Origin of the sequence: uncultured Veillonella sp., assembly GCF_963543145.1 — a bacterium.
Taxonomy (GTDB): domain Bacteria; phylum Bacillota; class Negativicutes; order Veillonellales; family Veillonellaceae; genus Veillonella.
The window spans coordinates 203,743-221,157 of the sequence record NZ_CAUTZP010000001.1; the positions used below are offsets into that span (position 1 = coordinate 203,743).

Below are 17,415 nucleotides of genomic sequence, written 5' to 3' on the forward strand. Positions count from 1 at the left end.
GATTATAAAATTATGTAATAATTTTATAGGTTGTACAGAAATATTTATAATGCTGATAAATAAAGGGTTTGTTGATATTAAAATATCACGGATTGTCAATAAATGTTATTTGTATATTCATTAAAAATGCTAATATTATTGTTTGATATTTTATACATGCTGTGTTATGATACAGATATAGAGCAAGACAGTAAGACAATAAATATATTTTTAGGAGGAAATTACCATGTTAGGTAAAGTAAAATGGTTTAGCGCAGAAAAAGGTTATGGTTTTATTGAACGAGAAGACGGTAGCGATGTATTCGTACACTACTCTGCGATCCAAGATGAAGGTTTCAAATCTTTGACAGAAGGTCAAAATGTAGAATTTGATATCGTTGATGGTAACCGTGGACCTCAAGCTGCTAACGTTGTTAAAGCGTAATCACATACGAGAATATTTATAATAACAACATATAAGAAAACCTCGATATTACATGATATCGAGGTTTTTTAGTTCTGAAAATATACATATTTCTACAAAAAATATAAAATATTTTGTATAAAAAGAAGGAGTTTTATTAGTCGATGTAGAAATACTAAATATAACACGAGAGATAAGGTAAAATGATACCACACACTCGTATCTCGTGGATGATTTTTAGAAAGGGTGTTGACTTATGAAAGTAGCAATCAGAGGTAAAAACATTGAAGTGACAGATGCTTTAAGAGCATACATTGAAAAAAGATTGAGCAAATTGACTCGTTACTTCGATGATGAGTTAGATGCACAAGCGGTTTTATCCGTTGTAAAAGATAAATCTACAGTTGAACTTACATGCTTCGTTGATAAAATCGTTCTCCGTGGTGTAGAAACTAATGATGACATGTATGCAGCTATTGACTTAGTAGTTGATAAAATTGTTCGTCAAATTCATAAACATAAAACTCGTTTAGCGAAACGTTTCAAAAAACAAGAAGCTTTCCATCCAGATGTGTTAGCAGCTCCTGTGGAAGAAGAAACTATCGAAGTTGTAAAACGCAAACACTTTGCAGTACGCCCAATGGATGTAGAAGAAGCAATCTTGCAAATGAATCTTATTGGGCACGACTTCTTTATGTTCTTCAATGCTGAAACTGAAGTGATGAACGTTGTATATCGTAGACATGATGGTTTCTATGGTTTAATTGAGCCAGAACTTCAATAACCTATAATGTCGGCTGAACTTAATCCTAACTCCTTTCTACTTTTAATCAGCCGATTATTATACTAAGGTGGATGACCGTTTTGAGTCATCCACCTTTTTTTAAAAAATACTATAAATAATCGTGAAATGCCTTGAATTCTTTGACTATTCAAGGCATTTTCGTTATAATAAATTAGATAAAATAATGTAAGCTGTCCTGTAGAGGAGTGATTTGTTTGTTAGGCTTTTTACAAAGGCTATTAGGTAATAACAACGCTAAAGAAATCAAAAAAATGCGTGCTATTGCTGATCATATTAATGAAATTGAACCAAACTATGTTAAATTAAGTGATGCTAACTTAGTGGCAAAAACCGATGAGTTTAAACGTCGTTTGCAAAAAGGGGAAACGTTAGACGACCTATTGCCAGAAGCATTTGCTGTAGTTCGTGAAGCATCTAAACGCGTATTAGGTATGCGTCATTTTGACGTACAGTTAATGGGTGGTATTTGCCTGCATAATGGTAATATCGCTGAAATGCGTACTGGTGAAGGTAAAACATTAGTTGCTACATTACCAGTATATCTTAATGCGTTGACAGGCAAAGGTGTGCACGTAGTTACAGTAAATGATTATTTGGCTACTCGTGACAGTGAGCAAATGGGTCGATTATATAATTTCCTAGGCCTTTCCACAGGTCTTATTGTAGCTAATCTCGATTTTAACCAACGTAGAGAAGCATATGCATGTGATATTACGTATGGTACAAATAACGAGTTTGGCTTTGACTATTTGCGCGATAATATGGTAACTGATGTACTTCAAATGGTACAACGTCCATTAAATTATGCTATTGTCGATGAAGTTGACTCTATCTTGATTGATGAAGCAAGAACTCCGTTAATTATTTCAGGTCCTGGTCAACGTTCCACAGATAATTACTATAAACTTGCTAAAATTGTTCCTCACCTTGTAAAAGATGAAGACTATACTATTGATGAGAAACAAAAAACCATTGCGCCTACAGATTCTGGTATAGAAAAGGTAGAGCAAATGCTTGGCGTTGAAAACTTATATGATGCTGAAAATATCGAGTTGAATCATTTGCTTGGTGCCTCTTTACGTGCCCATGCAATGATGCACCGCGATACTGATTACGTAGTTAAAGACGGAGAAGTTGTTATTGTCGATGAATTTACAGGTCGTTTAATGTTTGGTCGTCGTTATTCTGATGGCTTACATCAAGCTATCGAGGCTAAAGAAGGCTTGAAAGTTGAACGTGAAAGTCAAACTTTGGCATCTGTAACATTCCAAAACTACTTCCGTATGTATGAAAAATTAGCTGGTATGACTGGTACAGCTAAAACAGAGGAAAAAGAGTTTGTCAACATCTATGGTTTAGAAGTAATTCCAATTCCTCCAAATAAACCATTGATTCGTACAGATTTACCGGATCAAATTTTCAAAACCAAAGCTGCTAAATATCGTGCAGTAGTTCGTAATGCTGTAGAACGTCATAAAGTAGGTCAACCACTTTTAATTGGTACTACATCTATTACACAATCGGAAGAACTTTCAGACATGTTGTTACGTGCAGGGGTTCCTCATAATGTATTGAATGCTAAACACCATGAAAAAGAAGCTGAAATTGTTGCTAATGCTGGTCAAATGGGTATGGTAACTATCGCTACAAACATGGCTGGTCGTGGTACAGATATTACCCTTGGTGAAGGTGTACCTGAATTAGGTGGTTTAGCTATTTTGGGTACTGAACGCCATGAAAGCCGTCGTATTGATAATCAGTTGCGCGGTCGTTCAGGGCGTCAAGGTGACCCTGGTTCTTCTCAATTCTTCTTATCCTTGGAAGACGATTTAATGCGTATCTTTGGTGCTGATAATATTACAGGCATTATGGATAAACTCGGTATGGAAGAGGATGAGCCTATTGAGCATTCTTTGATTACAAAATCTATTGAACGAGCTCAAAAGAAAGTTGAAGATCATAACTACAATATTCGTAAATATGTTCTTGAATATGATGATGTTATGAATCAACAACGTGAAGTGTTATATGAACAACGTCGTCGTATTTTGCGCAACGAATCTTTGCGTGAAACGATTAATGAAATGATTGATAAGCTTGTTACTGATTCTGTAGATGCTTACGCTGATGAGAAGCTTTATCCAGAGGAATGGGACTACGAAGGTCTCTACAAACACTTAAGTCAGTATTTCTTAACTGAAGAGATTATGACACCTCAAGATATGGAAGAATATACTCGTCAAGAATTATTAGAACGCTTGTTAGAAATTGCTCATGAAGAGTATCAAGATCGTGTTAATATGCTTGGTGATGCTATGTTTGGCCAACTTGAGAAAGCTATCATGTTGCGCGTTGTTGATAACAAATGGATGGAACATTTGGATAATATGGATATGTTGCGTGAAGGTATTGGCCTTCGTGCATATGGTCAAAAAAATCCATTGGTGGAATACAAATTTGAAGCCTTTGATATGTTCCAAAACATGATTGCAGCAATTCAAGATGAAACAATCATGGCGTTATATAAAATTCGTGCACAATTGATTCAAGAAATCGAAGAACCAGTTGATCACTTAGAAGGTGCACAATCCCATCATGAAGATGTGTTGGAGCCACAAAACGAAGACTAAGATTTGTGAATGGCACGTTGCTCAATGGGACTACCAATGGGCAACGGCCATTTTTCTATTTTATTAAGGTAATAGTTTATCGATGTGATAGACTAATAAGTTAAAGGTGGTGAGCATAAATTGTTAGAAGATTTAAAACCAATAATTTCTAATCTGGAAGAACGTATTTATGGAATGAGGGATTCACTTTAACATCGCTCAGAAAGAGGATCGAATTTTTACACTTGATGTACAGATGAGTGATCCTACATTTTGGGATAATCCAGATAAGGCTCGTGAGATTTCTCAAGAAGCTACACAACTTAAAAATGCTGTGGAAAGCTATAAGCAACTTGTTGGTGATATTGAGGATGCCAATGTAATGCTTGAAATGGCTATCGAAGAAGATGATAGTTCTATGGAGAGTGAAATTAAGGAATATGTTAAGGCCATAGAAGAAACTGTTGAAAAACAAGAGGTTCTCTTGTTATTGAGCGGTGAATATGATGCTAATAATGCAATTTTAACCTTCCATGCTGGTGCAGGCGGTACGGAGGCACAAGACTGGTGCTCCATGTTAATCCGAATGTACTTGCGTTGGGCTGAAAAATCTGGTTTTTCTATTGAACTAATGGATGAACAACCAGGTGATGAGGCGGGTACTAAATCTGCTACGTTCCTTATTAAAGGTGAAAATGCTTTTGGTTATTTAAAATCTGAAAAAGGTGTTCATCGTTTAGTTCGTATTTCTCCATTTGATGCTGCTGCACGTCGACATACTTCTTTTGCTGCTGTCGATGTTATGCCCGAGATTGATGATACTGTTGAAATCAATATCGATATGAAGGATGTACAGGTGGATACTTATCGTGCCAGCGGTGCCGGTGGTCAGCACATCAATAAAACTGACTCTGCTGTACGTATGACACATAAACCGACAGGTATTGTTGTACAATGTCAAACACAACGATCACAAATGCAAAATAGAGAACAAGCATTGCGCTTATTACGTGCTAAATTATTTGAATTAGAGCTTGAAAAACAAGCCGAAATTAAAGAACAAATTGGTGGTACCTACCAGGCCATAGAGTGGGGCAGTCAAATTCGTTCTTATGTATTCCATCCTTATAATCTTGTTAAAGATCATCGTACTAATGTTGAAACAGGTAATGTTCAAGCTGTCATGGATGGTAACCTTGATCAATTTATCGAAGGCTTCTTGAAGAAAGAGGCGAACTTAACGATTTAGGAGATGTTTATGAAAAAAATTTTGCTATTCCTATTAGTGTTGATTATAGCATTAGCTGCAGCAACACAATTCTTATTACCTTCATATATTAGTTCTCGTATTGAAAAGCAATTAAATGATTCTTTAAAACCATCAGCACAAAGTGTTAATGTTGAATCCCAACCTGGATTCAAACTATTGTATGGTGAAGCTGACCATGTGTATGGTTCATTAGATAATGTTAAGCTTGGTAAACTTAATTTTGCTACTTTCCAATTTGATGCAAAACAAATTCTTGTTAATCCAATTTCCTTGTTAGCTAATCAAGATATTGATGTTATTAGTGTAGGTAATGCTAGTATTGATGGTACTGTTACAAATTCTGATTTAGCATCATTCTTGAGTACTCAAGCTGGTAGTGAAATTAAAGATGTTAATGTAACTATTGATAAAGACAATATTAGTTTAACTGGTCAAATGAATGTGGGAATGGTATTTAAAGGTGATGTTAAGTTGGATGGCAGTTTGGAGTTAAATAATAATAAGCTATTGTTTTCACCTAAAAAATTCACCATTAATGGTGCTACAATTCCTGGTTTGACATCTAGTGTGTTAGAAGAGACAGAGATTTATGATTTTAATAATTTCCCTATCCCTGTAAAAGCAGATACTTTAACTACTGATAATGGACAAATTCGCATTAAAGTTAAACCTATATTCAACTAGAAAGGATTTGCTGTGAATCATCGGAACACTCAAAAAAGTAAATACTCATGGATTCTTATACTTTGTATTATTGTAGGTCTTTTATCTTCTTTATACTTAGTATTTGAACGCCATCAAATTGAAAAATCTCAAAATCATATTGAAAATATTGTAGATTATGATGCTGTTTTACGGGCCAATGCCTTTGAAAAACGTAGTCAACAAGAAGCGTTTGATGCACTTCGCAATGTAGGAGTAACAGCATTTGCTATTTATGACAGAACACTAGAAAAAGCTAAAGATGCTGGGCAGGTTAAAGTCTTAACTTCTGAAGAGATGGACTCTGTTCGTGTTAATGGCGCATCCATCAAACCTGGTGCCACATATGTAGCGCTTATTCCTGGTAAAGAAGGCTATTATAAAGAGATTCGTGAAGATTTATACCATCGCATCGGCAAGGATAAGGTTAGGGAACTTAACACAAGTATCGGCCCTGTTCTTGAATTATATGGTGCTACAGCTGATAGCTACGCAAAGATGAATCTTGGTATTTCTAAATTGCAAGCTCAAGAAATTGCAGACCGTGGCTTTAATGTGATTGTTCGTCCTACCAATTACAGAAATGTTACTTCTGAAGATCTTCAATATGTCTTTAAACGCCTTGAAGGTATTCCACATGTAACAGGCATGATTTTTGCAGGTAAAGAGGCTCTAGGTGCACCTAATTTGACAGATGAAACATTAGAGTTGTTACACAAAAATCATATTCCTCTAGTTGGTATTGAAGCAGTAAATCAATTGCAATATGAACCACAACAAGGTTTCTTGGAAATGGCTGCTAAAGATAATTACAGTGTAGGTCGTGTATATACTATTCCTAAAGATGAGTTGAAAAAAATCACTCCTGAAGAAGCTGCACAACGTTTCTACATTAGTAATATTGAACGTAATATTCGTTTTAACTTGTTCCCTATATATGAAACGGGCGTAAACAATGAAACTGCATTACAAACAACGATAAACTATATTGGTATGGCTACGGAAAAACTTGCTGCTAAAGGTTTTGAATTTGGTCCTGCAGATATTTATCCACCTTATACGCCAAATCCGTTGTTAGTAGTTCTTACTATGATCGGTGCTATTGCTCTCTTTGTATATGTTGGTCAAATGCTAATTCCAATGTCTAAACATACACAATTGGTTGCCTTTTTTGGTATTTCCTTAGCATCTATCGTTGTATTTATCGTTACAAGCGGTACTTTAATCACCCAAATTTGGGCTTTATCTAGTGCTGTTATGGCTCCAGTGGGGGCTATGATTCGCCTGATGGAAGAGTGGCGTCGTTATGATGGTGCACGTCCTTTAGGAGCTACTAAGTCTACAGTGCTTGCTTTATTCTATCTTGTAATTGCAGCTTTATTTGCTGCTATTGGAGCCATGTATATTGCATCCTTACTTGGTAATACGAAATTCTTTATGGAATTTGCTATCTTTAGGGGTGTTAAATTAACATTTGTATTACCAGTTATTCTCGTTATGATTGCTTATTTACAACGATTTCCATTGTGGAAAGGGCGCATGATTAACTCTAAAGAAGAAGCGAAGAAGTTCGTAGTAGAATTCCTTACAATGGATGTTAAATTCTATGTATTCTTCGTAGTAGCTGCCCTCGGTGCAGTAGCATGGGTATTTGTTGGTCGTAGTGGTCATACTGCAGGTGTTCCAGTGCCTACTGTTGAACTTATGCTTCGTCGTTTCCTTGAAAATACGATGTATGCAAGACCTCGCGAAAAAGAATTTATTATTGGTCATCCTGCATTAATGCTTGCCACCTTTGCATTCTTACGGAAATGGCCTACAGTGATTCATTTTTTATTAACTCTAGCTGGTGTTATCGGTATTGCTTCTATGGTAGAAACATTCTGCCATATCAGGACGCCTGTATTCATGTCTATCATGCGTGGTTATGATGGATTATTGCTTGGTGCTCTTTTCGGCGTGCTTCTTATCATTGCTGTACGTTTTGTGATATATGTAACACAATGGTTCCAAGCTAGGGAGGTTGACCATGAGTAATATCGTAATCTCTGGTTATTATGGCTTTGGTAATGCTGGTGATGAGGCTATGCTTTGCGCTATTATCGATGCTATTCGTAAAGAAGAGGTAGACGCACATATTACTGTAATTTCTGGTAATCCTAAAGAGACTAGTAAGAAACATAATATCAATGCAGTTGGTACATTTTCTGCATTTGGTATCTTAAAATCTATTGCTAATTCTGATCTTGTCATCAGTGGCGGTGGTAGTCTTTTACAAGATGCTACTAGTATTCGTAATACTTATTATTACTTAAGTATTATGGCGTTAGCTAAAATGATGGGGAAAAAGGTTATGCTTTATTCCCAAGGGATTGGACCTTTGAATCGACCATCTACGCGTCGAGCTGTAGGTTTTGTATTGCGCTTTGTAGATACAATTACAGTGAGAGACTCTATTTCTAAAGAGGAATTAGAATCTTTAGGTATTGACGATGTAGAGGTTACTGCAGATGCTGTACTGGCAATGCAACCTGCTGATTTATCAATTGGGAAACATATTCTTGAAAGGTATACTTCTAAGCTTTCTGAAGCAATTGAACAACCTAAGAAGATAGGTGTTGCTGTCCGCAGTTGGAAAGAAGATACCGAATACCGTGAGGCCTTAGCAAATGTATTGAGTCGCTTGCAAGAACAAGATAATGTGGAAATTATCTTTATTCCTATGTCTCATCCTGAGGATACAAAAGAAGCTAAGATTATTGCTAGTTATATGCCGAAGGGCGCTATTGTATTGGAGGGCCCATTCTCTACTGAACAACAAGTATCCCTATCCGGTAATGTTGACTTGATGATTGGTATAAGACTACATGCCTTAGTCTTTAGTTCCTTAATGGGGAAACCTGTTATTGGCATTTCTTACGATCCTAAAATTACAAGTTTTTTACACATGATTGGGCAAGAACCTATTGGTACAATGACTCATTTGCGTGAAGAAGCTTTATATCAACGGTGTCATAAACTATTGAATTCTCGTGAAGAATATCAATCCTCTTATGACCGCATTGAAACATTGCGCATAGATTCTCAACGCAATGCAGAAATTGCTATTTCATTACTTAAGAATTATTAATATATTGGATCCTATCCAGAAAGAGAGGTCTCTATGGCTACATTAACACATGATGTTAAACAATTAGTTCAAGAGAAGGCAAAAGCTATTCGCGTTAGTATTGTACAGTCTGTGACGGCTGCAAAATCCGGTCACCCAGGTGGTTCACTATCTATCGCCGATGTGATGGCCTTGTTGTACTATGTAGAAATGAATGTAGATCCAGCAAATCCGAAAGCGCCTAATAGAGATCGTTTTGTCCTTTCTAAAGGTCATGCTGCACCTGCACTATACGCTACATTAGCTGAAAAAGGGTATTTCCCAAAAGAAGAGCTTTTGAACTTACGTAAAATTGACCATATGTTGCAAGGTCATCCAGATATGAAACATACACCTGGCGTAGATATGTCTACTGGTTCCTTAGGTCAAGGTATTTCTGCAGCTTGTGGTATGGCGCTGGCTGGTAAAATTGATAATGCTGATTATCGAGTGTATTCCATTCTTGGTGATGGTGAGCTTGAAGAAGGTCAAGTTTGGGAAGCAGCAATGTTTGCTGGTCATTACAAACTTAATAATTTAACTGCCTTTGTTGACTTTAATGGTCTTCAAATTGACGGCGATATTACAAAAGTACTTTCTCCATTACCAATTCCTGAAAAGTTCAAAGCTTTTAATTGGAATGTTATTGAAGTAAATGGTCATGATCTTGATGAACTTCATAATGCTATTGAAGCTGCTAAAGCTTTCACAGAAGGCCCTACATGCATCGTAATGCATACTGTAAAAGGTAAAGGCGTTGAAGAAATGGAAGGTCAAGCAGGTTGGCATGGTAAAGCGCCTAGTGAAGAACAAGGTGTAGCCTTTGTTAATGAAATTATGGGGGTACAATAATGGGTAAAGCAACACGTGAAGCATATGGTAATGCGCTAGCTCGCATTGGTAAAGAGAATACAAATATTATCGTTTTAGATGCAGATTTATCTAAATCTACAAAAACTGATACTTTTAAAGGTGCATGCCCAGAGCGCTTCTTTAATGTAGGTATTGCAGAGCAAAACTTGATTTCCGTTGGTGCAGGCCTTGCAGCAGCAGGTAAAATTCCTTTTGTTTCTTCCTTCGCTATGTTTGCCACAGGTCGTGCATTCGAGCAAATTCGCAATGCTGTATGTTATCCAAAATTAAATGTAAAAGTATGTGCTACACATGCGGGTATTACAGTAGGTGAAGATGGTGCTACACATCAAAGCTTGGAAGATATTTCTTGTATGCGTACATTGCCTAATATGACAGTCGTAGTTCCTGCAGATGAGCGTGAAACAGAGGCTGTTATTGAATGGGCTGCATCTTATGAAGGTCCTGTATATGTGCGTCTTGGTCGTGCCGGTGTAGATGATGTAACTGCAGAAGGTTATACATTTGTACCAGGCAAATCTACAACATTAGTAGACGGCTCTGATGTTACAATTATCGCTTGTGGTGCCTTGGTTGGACCTGCTGTAGAAGCAGCAAAATTGTTAGGTCAGTCTAATGTATCTGCTCGCGTTATCAATATGGCATCTATTAAGCCTATCGATGTAGATGCAATTATTAAAGCAGCTGATGAAACAGGTGCTATTGTTACCGCAGAAGAACATAATATCATTGGTGGTCTTGGTTCTGCTGTGTCTGAAGTTGTTGTGGCTAATAAGCCAGTTCCTATGGAGTTCGTTGGTGTACAAGATACATTTGGGGAGAGTGGTACACCAAAAGAATTAATGGCTAAATATGGCTTAACAGCAAAAGACATTGTAGAAGCAGTAAAACGTGTAATCACTCGTAAATAATCAAAGGGGATCCCATGATTGAATTTAAGAATGTTAGTAAAGTCTATGATAATGGTTCTGTTGCATTAGACGATGTGTGTTTAACCATTAACGATGGTGAATTCGTCCTCGTTTGTGGTCACAGTGGTGCAGGGAAATCAACTCTATTCAAGTTGTTAACACATGAAGTTGTACCAGATACTGGTACAGTTATCGTTGATGACTTTGATGTTACGCGCTTGAAGCGTAGCAAAATTCCAAAATTACGTAGAAAATTAGGCGTAGTATTCCAAGACTTCCGTTTATTACCAAATAAAACGGTAGCTGAAAATATCGCTTTTGCTCTCGAAGTAATTGAAGAAAAACCAAAGATTATTAAAGAAAAGGTAAGTCATGTATTAGAGCTTGTTGGTTTAAGTGATAAGGCTAATGATTTGCCAGAGGATCTATCTGGTGGTGAACAGCAGCGTGTTGCTATTGCTCGTGCTATTGTTAATCGCCCGTCTGTACTCATTGCTGATGAGCCAACAGGCAACCTAGATCCTGATACAAGTAAGGATATTGTAGATTTGTTCAAGCATATCAACAATTTTGGCACTACCGTTATTATGGTTACCCATAATATGGATCTTGTTTCGTATTTAAATAAACGCGTTATTCGTTTAAAAGATGGCCGCGTTCAAAGTGATAATATGAGAGGTGCAGAAATTAATGAAGCCTAGAACATTGAAATACTTTTTTAAAGAAGCCCTCAAATCTATGAAGCGTAACGGTCTTATGACGTTAGCATCTATTTCTACAGTGGCTTTATCTCTATTTATGCTTGGTGTATTCCTATGTGGTGTTATTAACTTGAATAATATGGCATCTAGCTTGGAAAACCAAGTACAGTTGAGTATTTACTTAAAAGATGGCTTAACAACAGAACAAATTATGTCTGTAGGCAAGCAAATAAAGGCGATCCCAAATCTTAAAAAGCTTGAGTTTGTTAATAAAGAACAAGCTATGAAAGAGTTTAAAGAGCGTCTTGGTGATCAACAGCAATTAGTTGATGCTTTAGGTGGTGTAAATCCATTGCCTAATTCATATGTATTAACTTTTGATAATCCTAGTGATGTAAAGGCAACTGCAAAGCTAGCTAAGACCTTCCAAGGTGTAGAAAGTACACATTATGGTCAAGATATTGTAGAAGAGATCTTCCGCATTACTCAAGTTATTCGTATTGGCGGTATTGTATTGATTGCTTTTTTAGCAGCCGCTACATTATTTATTATTTCTAATACAATTCGGTTAACTGTATTTGCACGTCGTAAAGAAATTGCCATCATGAAGTATGTAGGTGCTACAAATGGCTTTATTCGTTGGCCGTTTTTAATTGAAGGCATGATGTTAGGCTTAATTGGTGCTATCATTGCCGTTCTTTGCGTTGGTGAATTCTATCATTTTATTACTATGGAAGTATCTGAATCGTTAGCATTCTTCCCATTAGTACCAATGTTCCCATTTTTCTATGATGTGGCTATCTGTATTTTAGGTGGCGGCATAGTAGTAGGTGCTATTGGTAGTACTATTTCTTTAAAACAATACATGAAGGTGTAATGTTTATGAAATATAAAACAATACAGTCCCGTCTTGTAGTAACAATTTTAACGGGTATAGTTGTACTGGGAACACCTCTATACATCATTGCAGAAGACGAAGATTTAACGAATCAACTCGATTCGATTCAACAACAAGTAAATCAGCAAAATGCTATTAAAGCAGATGCTGAAACTGTCATTGTGAGCGTATCTGAGCAATTGCGTCAAATTGAAGAACAATTGCGTCAAGCGCAACAACAATTAGAAGCAATTCAACAACAACGTATAGCAGTAGAAAATGATATTACTGTTAATGAAAAGTTACTTGCTGAAGCACAAAAGCGTTTAGAAGGCCGTGAAGCTGTTTTCCATAAACGTGTCCGTGATATTTATATCAATGGGCGTTTGAGTTATTTAGATGTAGTTATTGGATCTAAAGACTTTAAAGACTTTGCAAATCGCTTAGAAATCTTAAAGCGAATCATTGATTCAGATATCAAGTTAATTGATGAAATTAAAAAAGAGCGAGCTGAAATAGCTGCTCGTAAGCAAGCCCTTGAACAATCTCGTGCTAAATTAGTAGAGCTTGAAAAAGCGGCAGTGGCTAAACAAGCTGAAATTGAACAGAAGAAACAAGAGCGTGAAGTAGTTCTACAAAAAGCACAAAATGATCGTGCTTTAGCAATGCAAGCTGTAGAAGAACTGAATGCATCATCTGCTCAAATTACAGCTCTCTTAAAAGCTCGACAAGCAGAACGTGCAGCAGCACGTGCAGCTGCAGAAGCAGCCGCCGCAGCGGTGGCTCAACAAGCTGCACCAAGTTATTCTTGGGTACAAGGGTCTGGTCAACTTGGCTGGCCTGTTAGTGGTGAAATTACTTCACCATATGGCTATCGCACGCATCCAATTTGGGGTACTACAATTTACCATTCAGGTATCGATATTGGTGTTGACGAAGGTACACCTGTTCATGCCGCTGATGGAGGTACTGTTGTTTGGTCAGGCTGGATGGGTGGTTATGGTTATGCCGTAGTTATCGATCATGGTAATGGTATGTCTACATTATATGGACATAACTCGGAGCTAGCTGTTTCTGAAGGACAAGATGTAGGTAAAGGACAAGTTATAGCCTATGCTGGTAGTACTGGTAACAGTACGGGACCACACGTACATTTTGAAGTTCGTATAAGTGGGGATCCAGTGGATCCTATGGGATATTTATAATATGAAATTTGACACACGTACAGTATTATGGAGCCTATTGAAATATATAGGCTCTGGCATCGCCATTATGTGGCTTACATTTTGGTATCTTTCTGGTTCATTCTGGGGATTGCCAAGATTATTTATAGCCTATTATGCTGCGAGTCAAGTCTTTATGACACCGACAGCTAAATCCACTCTTTACGATGGTATGCTAAAAGGTTTAATTGACTCTTTGGGAGAACCGCATAGTGTATACTTAGATGCTGAAGAATATAAGTCCATGAAAATGCAAACATCTGCAACTTATGCTGGTGTTGGTATGGTGCTTGGTACAGATGATAAAGGCCTATATGCTGTTAGCGTTATGGAAGATCAACCAGCTTTTAAAGCGGGTATCAAGCCGGGAGATCATATCATTGCTATTGATGGTCAATCTACTAGTGATATTACAGTAGAGGACGCGTCCTCTAAAATTCGGGGTGAAGCAGGTACTGTTGTAGCCCTTGAGATTGAACGCAATGGTGAAAAGTTGCATTTTGATATCACTCGAGAATCTATTGTTCTTCCTACTGTTAAAAGTAAAATGCTAACTAGCACAGTTGGTTATATTCGCATTAGTCAATTTGCTGAGAATACGGCAGATGATTTTGCAACTCAGTTTAAGGAGCTACAAGCTCAAGGAATGAAGGCACTTGTATTAGACTTGCGAGATAATCCAGGTGGCTTACTTTCAACAACTGAAAAAATAGCCAACTATATTATGCCTCCAGGTACATTGGTAACAGTACAAAATAGGGCTGGTAAAAAGGATATTTATAAGTCCGATGGTCCTGAAGTGACTATTCCTTTAGTCGTTTTAGTAAACAAAGGATCTGCTAGTGCATCTGAAATCATAGCAGGCGCCATTCAAGATCGTAAATTAGGTACCATTGTAGGTACTAATACATATGGCAAAGGTACAGTTCAAACTATATTCCCAAGTTTAGATAATGAGGGTATTAAAGTTACCATTGCTAAATACCACACACCAAGTGACCGTGTTATTGACGGAACTGGTATCAAACCTGATGTGGAAATAGATTTACCAAAAGGTGTAAATCCATCTAGTACATTAGATGATATTCAAATTAAAAAGGCATTAGAGATATTACAGCAATAATGCATAGGAGTTAAATTATGTTTATAGATAGAGCGCGCGTCTTTGTTAAGGCTGGTGATGGTGGGGACGGCATGTCCAGCTTTCGTCGTGAGAAATACGTGCCAAATGGCGGTCCTAGTGGCGGCGATGGTGGTAAAGGGGCGGACGTTATTTTTAAAGCGGACAAGAATATTAATACTCTTGTAGATTTTAGATATAAACGTCAATTCAAAGCACCTGCTGGTGGTAATGGTGAAAGCTCCAACAAGCATGGCCGTGGTTCTGAACCACTTATCATTCCTGTTCCATTGGGGACAGTAATTAAAGAGGAAGAAACAGGCAAAGTTTTCTGTGACCTCGTTAATGATGGCGATACATTTGTTATTGCTAAAGGCGGTCGTGGTGGTCGCGGTAATGCTCGCTTCCAAACAAGCGCTAACCGTGCGCCAACCTTTGCAGAAAAAGGTGAACCAGGTGAAGAATTCTGGTTACAATTAGAGCTGAAAGTATTAGCTGACGTGGGTTTATTAGGGTATCCATCTGTTGGTAAATCTAGTATTTTGCGTAAAGTATCTAAAGCTCAACCTGAGGTAGCAGCGTACCACTTTACTACATTGACACCAGTTCTAGGTGTTGTAACTATTTCTGGGGATCGTAGCTTTGTATTAGCCGATATTCCTGGTCTTATTGAAGGGGCTAGTGAAGGTGTTGGCTTAGGTCATAACTTCTTGCGTCACGTAGAGCGTACGAATATTTTAATTCATGTTCTTGATGTATCTGGGATGGAAGGCCGTGACCCTAAGGTTGACTTTGATGCTATTAACGAAGAGTTACGCAAATATTCTGAAAAATTAGCTAATAAAAAGCAAATTGTTGCTCTTAATAAGATTGATATGGTCTTTGATGACACCACAATTCCAGATAATAAAAAATACTTTGAAGATAAGGGCTATGAAGTATTTCTTATCAATGCATTGAGCGGCGAAGGTTTACCAGAGCTTATGGAACGAGCTTACTACTATGTAGAAAACTACGAACCAGAACCTGAAGCAACTGATGATACGGTTGTTTATGAAGCAAAACAAGATGTAGAGTTTGTTATCACTCGTGGTGATGATGCTGCTTTCTACATTACTGGTAAACGTATTGAAAGACTAGTTGCTATGACAAATCTTAGCGACGATCAATCTCTTCGTAGATTCCAACGTATTTGGCGTTTTATGGAACTCGATGCTAAGTTGAAAGAAAAAGGTTGTAAAGACGGTGATGAAGTTGTAATTGGGGATCAACGCTTTACATTCCAAGAGTAGGAGTTATAATGACAGGAAAACAAAAACGGTATTTACGTTCTTTAGCTGCTACTATGCCACCAGTTGTACAAATTGGTAAAAATGGCTTAGAAGATAGTGTTATTGATAGCGCTCGTGCAGCGTTGATGGCTCGTGAATTAATTAAAGTAAAATTACACAATAACAGCCCTGAAGATAAAACTATTTTCGAAGAGCTAGCAGACATGCTAGGTGCTGAGTTAGTACAAGTTATTGGCTTTAATGGCGTTTTGTATAAAGCTAAAAAAGAACCAAAAATTATTTTACCTAAATAGTTTTGAAATCATTTTTATTAATATTTTGGAGTTAAGAAGCTTTTAACCTTAGGAGGTTAGTCTATGCGCAGCGCTATCGTTAATGCTAAACGAATTGTAGTCAAAGTTGGTAGCAGTACGCTTTGTTACGCTAATGGTCATTTAAATTTAGAGCGTATTGAAAGATTAGTACGACAATTATCAGATTTAGCTAACCAAGGTAAAGAGGTTATCCTTGTTTCTTCTGGTGCTACAGGAGCTGGACTTGCTCCCTTAGGTTTTAAAGAGAAACCTAGAGATCTTGTACTTAAGCAAGCAGCGGCCGCCGTCGGTCAAGGAATTCTTATCCATATGTACGAGCGCATGTTCCGTGAATATGGGCGCACTGTAGGGCAAATTCTTTTAACAAAAGAGGATAGCACTGGACGTCATAGTTATCTTAACTTACGTAATACATTGCATACTTTGTTGCAACTCAATGTTATTCCCATCATCAACGAGAATGACGTGGTTGCTATTGAAGAGTTTAAAATAGGAGATAATGATACTTTGTCTGCTACTGTGGCAGGTATTGTAGATGCTGATTTACTTATCATTTTATCTGACATTGAAGGGTTATATACGGCTAATCCAGCAACTCATCCTGACGCTACCTTAATAGAAACAGTTTCTGAGATTACAGATGAAACGTATGCTATTGCAGGTGGTGCTGGTTCTAACATGGGCACTGGTGGTATGTATACTAAAATTAAAGCAGCTCACATGGCGACAAACTCTGGTGTACCTATGGTTATTACCTCTGGTGAAGTAGAGGACTCTATTCGTCGCGTATGTAAGGGGGAACAAATTGGTACTCTCTTCGAAGCACGTGATGCTGGTTTATCAGGAAAACATCATTGGCTAGCCTTTGGTAAGCGGTTGAAGGGATCCATTACTATTGATGATGGTTGTGCTCGTGCTGTTCTAGAAAAAGGGGCTAGTATATTGCCTGCTGGCATTGTTGATGTGGAAGGTACATTTGGACCTGGTGATACAATTTCTATTTATCATAATGGAAAAGAAATCGGACGAGGCCTTATCAACTATAGCGTTGATGATATGAAGGCTATTAAAGGTCATAATACTAACGATATAGCTCACATTTTAGGTATTAATACCACTTATGATGAAGCTATACATCGTAATAATCTAGTTTTATTACACTGAGGA

General features: G+C 37.4%; 16 protein-coding genes. All 16 read left to right on the forward strand.

Annotated elements, in window-relative coordinates; translation table 11 throughout:
• Positions 1 to 226: 226 nt before the first annotated feature.
• Positions 227 to 424 carry a cold shock domain-containing protein gene (locus RWZ05_RS00940; protein WP_005386847.1) on the forward strand — a complete coding sequence of 66 codons (198 nt, stop codon included), beginning with the start codon at positions 227 to 229 and terminating at the stop codon, positions 422 to 424.
• 235 nt (positions 425 to 659) lie between these two features.
• Entirely contained in the window at positions 660 to 1,187 is a 528-nt protein-coding gene (gene hpf / locus RWZ05_RS00945; protein WP_314641177.1) for a ribosome hibernation-promoting factor, HPF/YfiA family, read from the forward strand.
• Positions 1,188 to 1,402: 215 nt separating this feature from the next.
• Entirely contained in the window at positions 1,403 to 3,838 is a 2,436-nt protein-coding gene (gene secA, locus RWZ05_RS00950; protein WP_314641178.1) for a preprotein translocase subunit SecA, read from the forward strand.
• A gap of 120 nt (positions 3,839 to 3,958) precedes the next feature.
• Positions 3,959 to 5,066, forward strand: a protein-coding gene (prfB, locus tag RWZ05_RS00955) for a peptide chain release factor 2 (protein WP_314641180.1) whose coding sequence is annotated in 2 segments (ribosomal slippage) — positions 3,959 to 4,015 and positions 4,017 to 5,066 — 1,107 coding nt in all. Because the reading frame shifts where the segments join, the coding sequence is not laid out codon by codon here.
• A gap of 9 nt (positions 5,067 to 5,075) precedes the next feature.
• Positions 5,076 to 5,771 carry a DUF2993 domain-containing protein gene (locus RWZ05_RS00960; RefSeq protein WP_314641183.1) on the forward strand — a complete coding sequence of 232 codons (696 nt, stop codon included), beginning with the start codon at positions 5,076 to 5,078 and terminating at the stop codon, positions 5,769 to 5,771.
• A 12-nt stretch (positions 5,772 to 5,783) separates the two neighbouring features.
• Entirely contained in the window at positions 5,784 to 7,826 is a 2,043-nt protein-coding gene (locus tag RWZ05_RS00965) for a DUF5693 family protein (protein ID WP_314641185.1), read from the forward strand.
• Positions 7,819 to 8,919, forward strand: a complete 1,101-nt coding sequence (gene csaB / locus RWZ05_RS00970; protein WP_314641187.1) for a polysaccharide pyruvyl transferase CsaB — start codon at positions 7,819 to 7,821, stop codon at positions 8,917 to 8,919. Before RWZ05_RS00965 ends, csaB begins: the two co-directional genes overlap by 8 nt.
• Before the next feature lie 33 nt (positions 8,920 to 8,952).
• On the forward strand, positions 8,953 to 9,789 hold the full coding sequence (locus tag RWZ05_RS00975; RefSeq protein WP_314641189.1) for a transketolase: 837 nt from the start codon (positions 8,953 to 8,955) through the stop codon (positions 9,787 to 9,789).
• On the forward strand, positions 9,789 to 10,721 hold the full coding sequence (locus RWZ05_RS00980; protein WP_314641192.1) for a transketolase family protein: 933 nt from the start codon (positions 9,789 to 9,791) through the stop codon (positions 10,719 to 10,721). The genes RWZ05_RS00975 and RWZ05_RS00980 overlap by 1 nt, the downstream gene beginning before the upstream one ends.
• Before the next feature lie 14 nt (positions 10,722 to 10,735).
• The gene (ftsE, locus tag RWZ05_RS00985) at positions 10,736 to 11,422 is read left to right on the forward strand and encodes a cell division ATP-binding protein FtsE (RefSeq protein ID WP_314641194.1); all 687 of its coding nucleotides are present in this window, start codon (positions 10,736 to 10,738) and stop codon (positions 11,420 to 11,422) included.
• Complete coding sequence (ftsX, locus tag RWZ05_RS00990; protein ID WP_314641196.1) at positions 11,412 to 12,299, forward strand: permease-like cell division protein FtsX; 888 nt, start codon at positions 11,412 to 11,414, stop codon at positions 12,297 to 12,299. The genes ftsE and ftsX overlap by 11 nt, the downstream gene beginning before the upstream one ends.
• A complete protein-coding gene (locus RWZ05_RS00995) occupies positions 12,299 to 13,504 on the forward strand; it encodes a murein hydrolase activator EnvC family protein (protein ID WP_399554161.1) in 1,206 nt (401 codons plus the stop codon). Before ftsX ends, RWZ05_RS00995 begins: the two co-directional genes overlap by 1 nt.
• 1 nt (position 13,505) lies before the next feature.
• Entirely contained in the window at positions 13,506 to 14,645 is a 1,140-nt protein-coding gene (locus tag RWZ05_RS01000) for a S41 family peptidase (RefSeq protein WP_314641202.1), read from the forward strand.
• A gap of 17 nt (positions 14,646 to 14,662) precedes the next feature.
• Positions 14,663 to 15,934, forward strand: a complete 1,272-nt coding sequence (obgE, locus tag RWZ05_RS01005) for a GTPase ObgE (RefSeq protein ID WP_105081105.1) — start codon at positions 14,663 to 14,665, stop codon at positions 15,932 to 15,934.
• Positions 15,935 to 15,942: 8 nt separating this feature from the next.
• Positions 15,943 to 16,227: a ribosome assembly RNA-binding protein YhbY gene (yhbY, locus tag RWZ05_RS01010; RefSeq protein WP_054747195.1), complete on the forward strand. Its 285-nt coding sequence runs from the start codon at positions 15,943 to 15,945 to the stop codon at positions 16,225 to 16,227.
• 63 nt (positions 16,228 to 16,290) lie between these two features.
• Positions 16,291 to 17,412 carry a glutamate 5-kinase gene (gene proB / locus RWZ05_RS01015; protein WP_314641203.1) on the forward strand — a complete coding sequence of 374 codons (1,122 nt, stop codon included), beginning with the start codon at positions 16,291 to 16,293 and terminating at the stop codon, positions 17,410 to 17,412.
• Positions 17,413 to 17,415 lie beyond the last annotated feature (3 nt).

What these genes read in the sequence shown, in the direction of transcription:
- RWZ05_RS00940 (WP_005386847.1), top strand. Translation starts at nt 227, where the DNA reads ATGTTAGGTAAAGTAAAATGGTTTAGCGCAGAAAAAGGTTATGGTTTT.
- hpf (WP_314641177.1), top strand. Translation starts at nt 660, where the DNA reads ATGAAAGTAGCAATCAGAGGTAAAAACATTGAAGTGACAGATGCTTTA.
- RWZ05_RS00960 (WP_314641183.1), top strand. Translation starts at nt 5,076, where the DNA reads ATGAAAAAAATTTTGCTATTCCTATTAGTGTTGATTATAGCATTAGCT.
- csaB (WP_314641187.1), top strand. Translation starts at nt 7,819, where the DNA reads ATGAGTAATATCGTAATCTCTGGTTATTATGGCTTTGGTAATGCTGGT.
- RWZ05_RS00975 (WP_314641189.1), top strand. Translation starts at nt 8,953, where the DNA reads ATGGCTACATTAACACATGATGTTAAACAATTAGTTCAAGAGAAGGCA.
- RWZ05_RS00980 (WP_314641192.1), top strand. Translation starts at nt 9,789, where the DNA reads ATGGGTAAAGCAACACGTGAAGCATATGGTAATGCGCTAGCTCGCATT.
- ftsE (WP_314641194.1), top strand. Translation starts at nt 10,736, where the DNA reads ATGATTGAATTTAAGAATGTTAGTAAAGTCTATGATAATGGTTCTGTT.
- ftsX (WP_314641196.1), top strand. Translation starts at nt 11,412, where the DNA reads ATGAAGCCTAGAACATTGAAATACTTTTTTAAAGAAGCCCTCAAATCT.
- RWZ05_RS00995 (WP_399554161.1), top strand. Translation starts at nt 12,299, where the DNA reads ATGTTTATGAAATATAAAACAATACAGTCCCGTCTTGTAGTAACAATT.
- RWZ05_RS01000 (WP_314641202.1), top strand. Translation starts at nt 13,506, where the DNA reads ATGAAATTTGACACACGTACAGTATTATGGAGCCTATTGAAATATATA.
- obgE (WP_105081105.1), top strand. Translation starts at nt 14,663, where the DNA reads ATGTTTATAGATAGAGCGCGCGTCTTTGTTAAGGCTGGTGATGGTGGG.
- yhbY (WP_054747195.1), top strand. Translation starts at nt 15,943, where the DNA reads ATGACAGGAAAACAAAAACGGTATTTACGTTCTTTAGCTGCTACTATG.
- proB (WP_314641203.1), top strand. Translation starts at nt 16,291, where the DNA reads ATGCGCAGCGCTATCGTTAATGCTAAACGAATTGTAGTCAAAGTTGGT.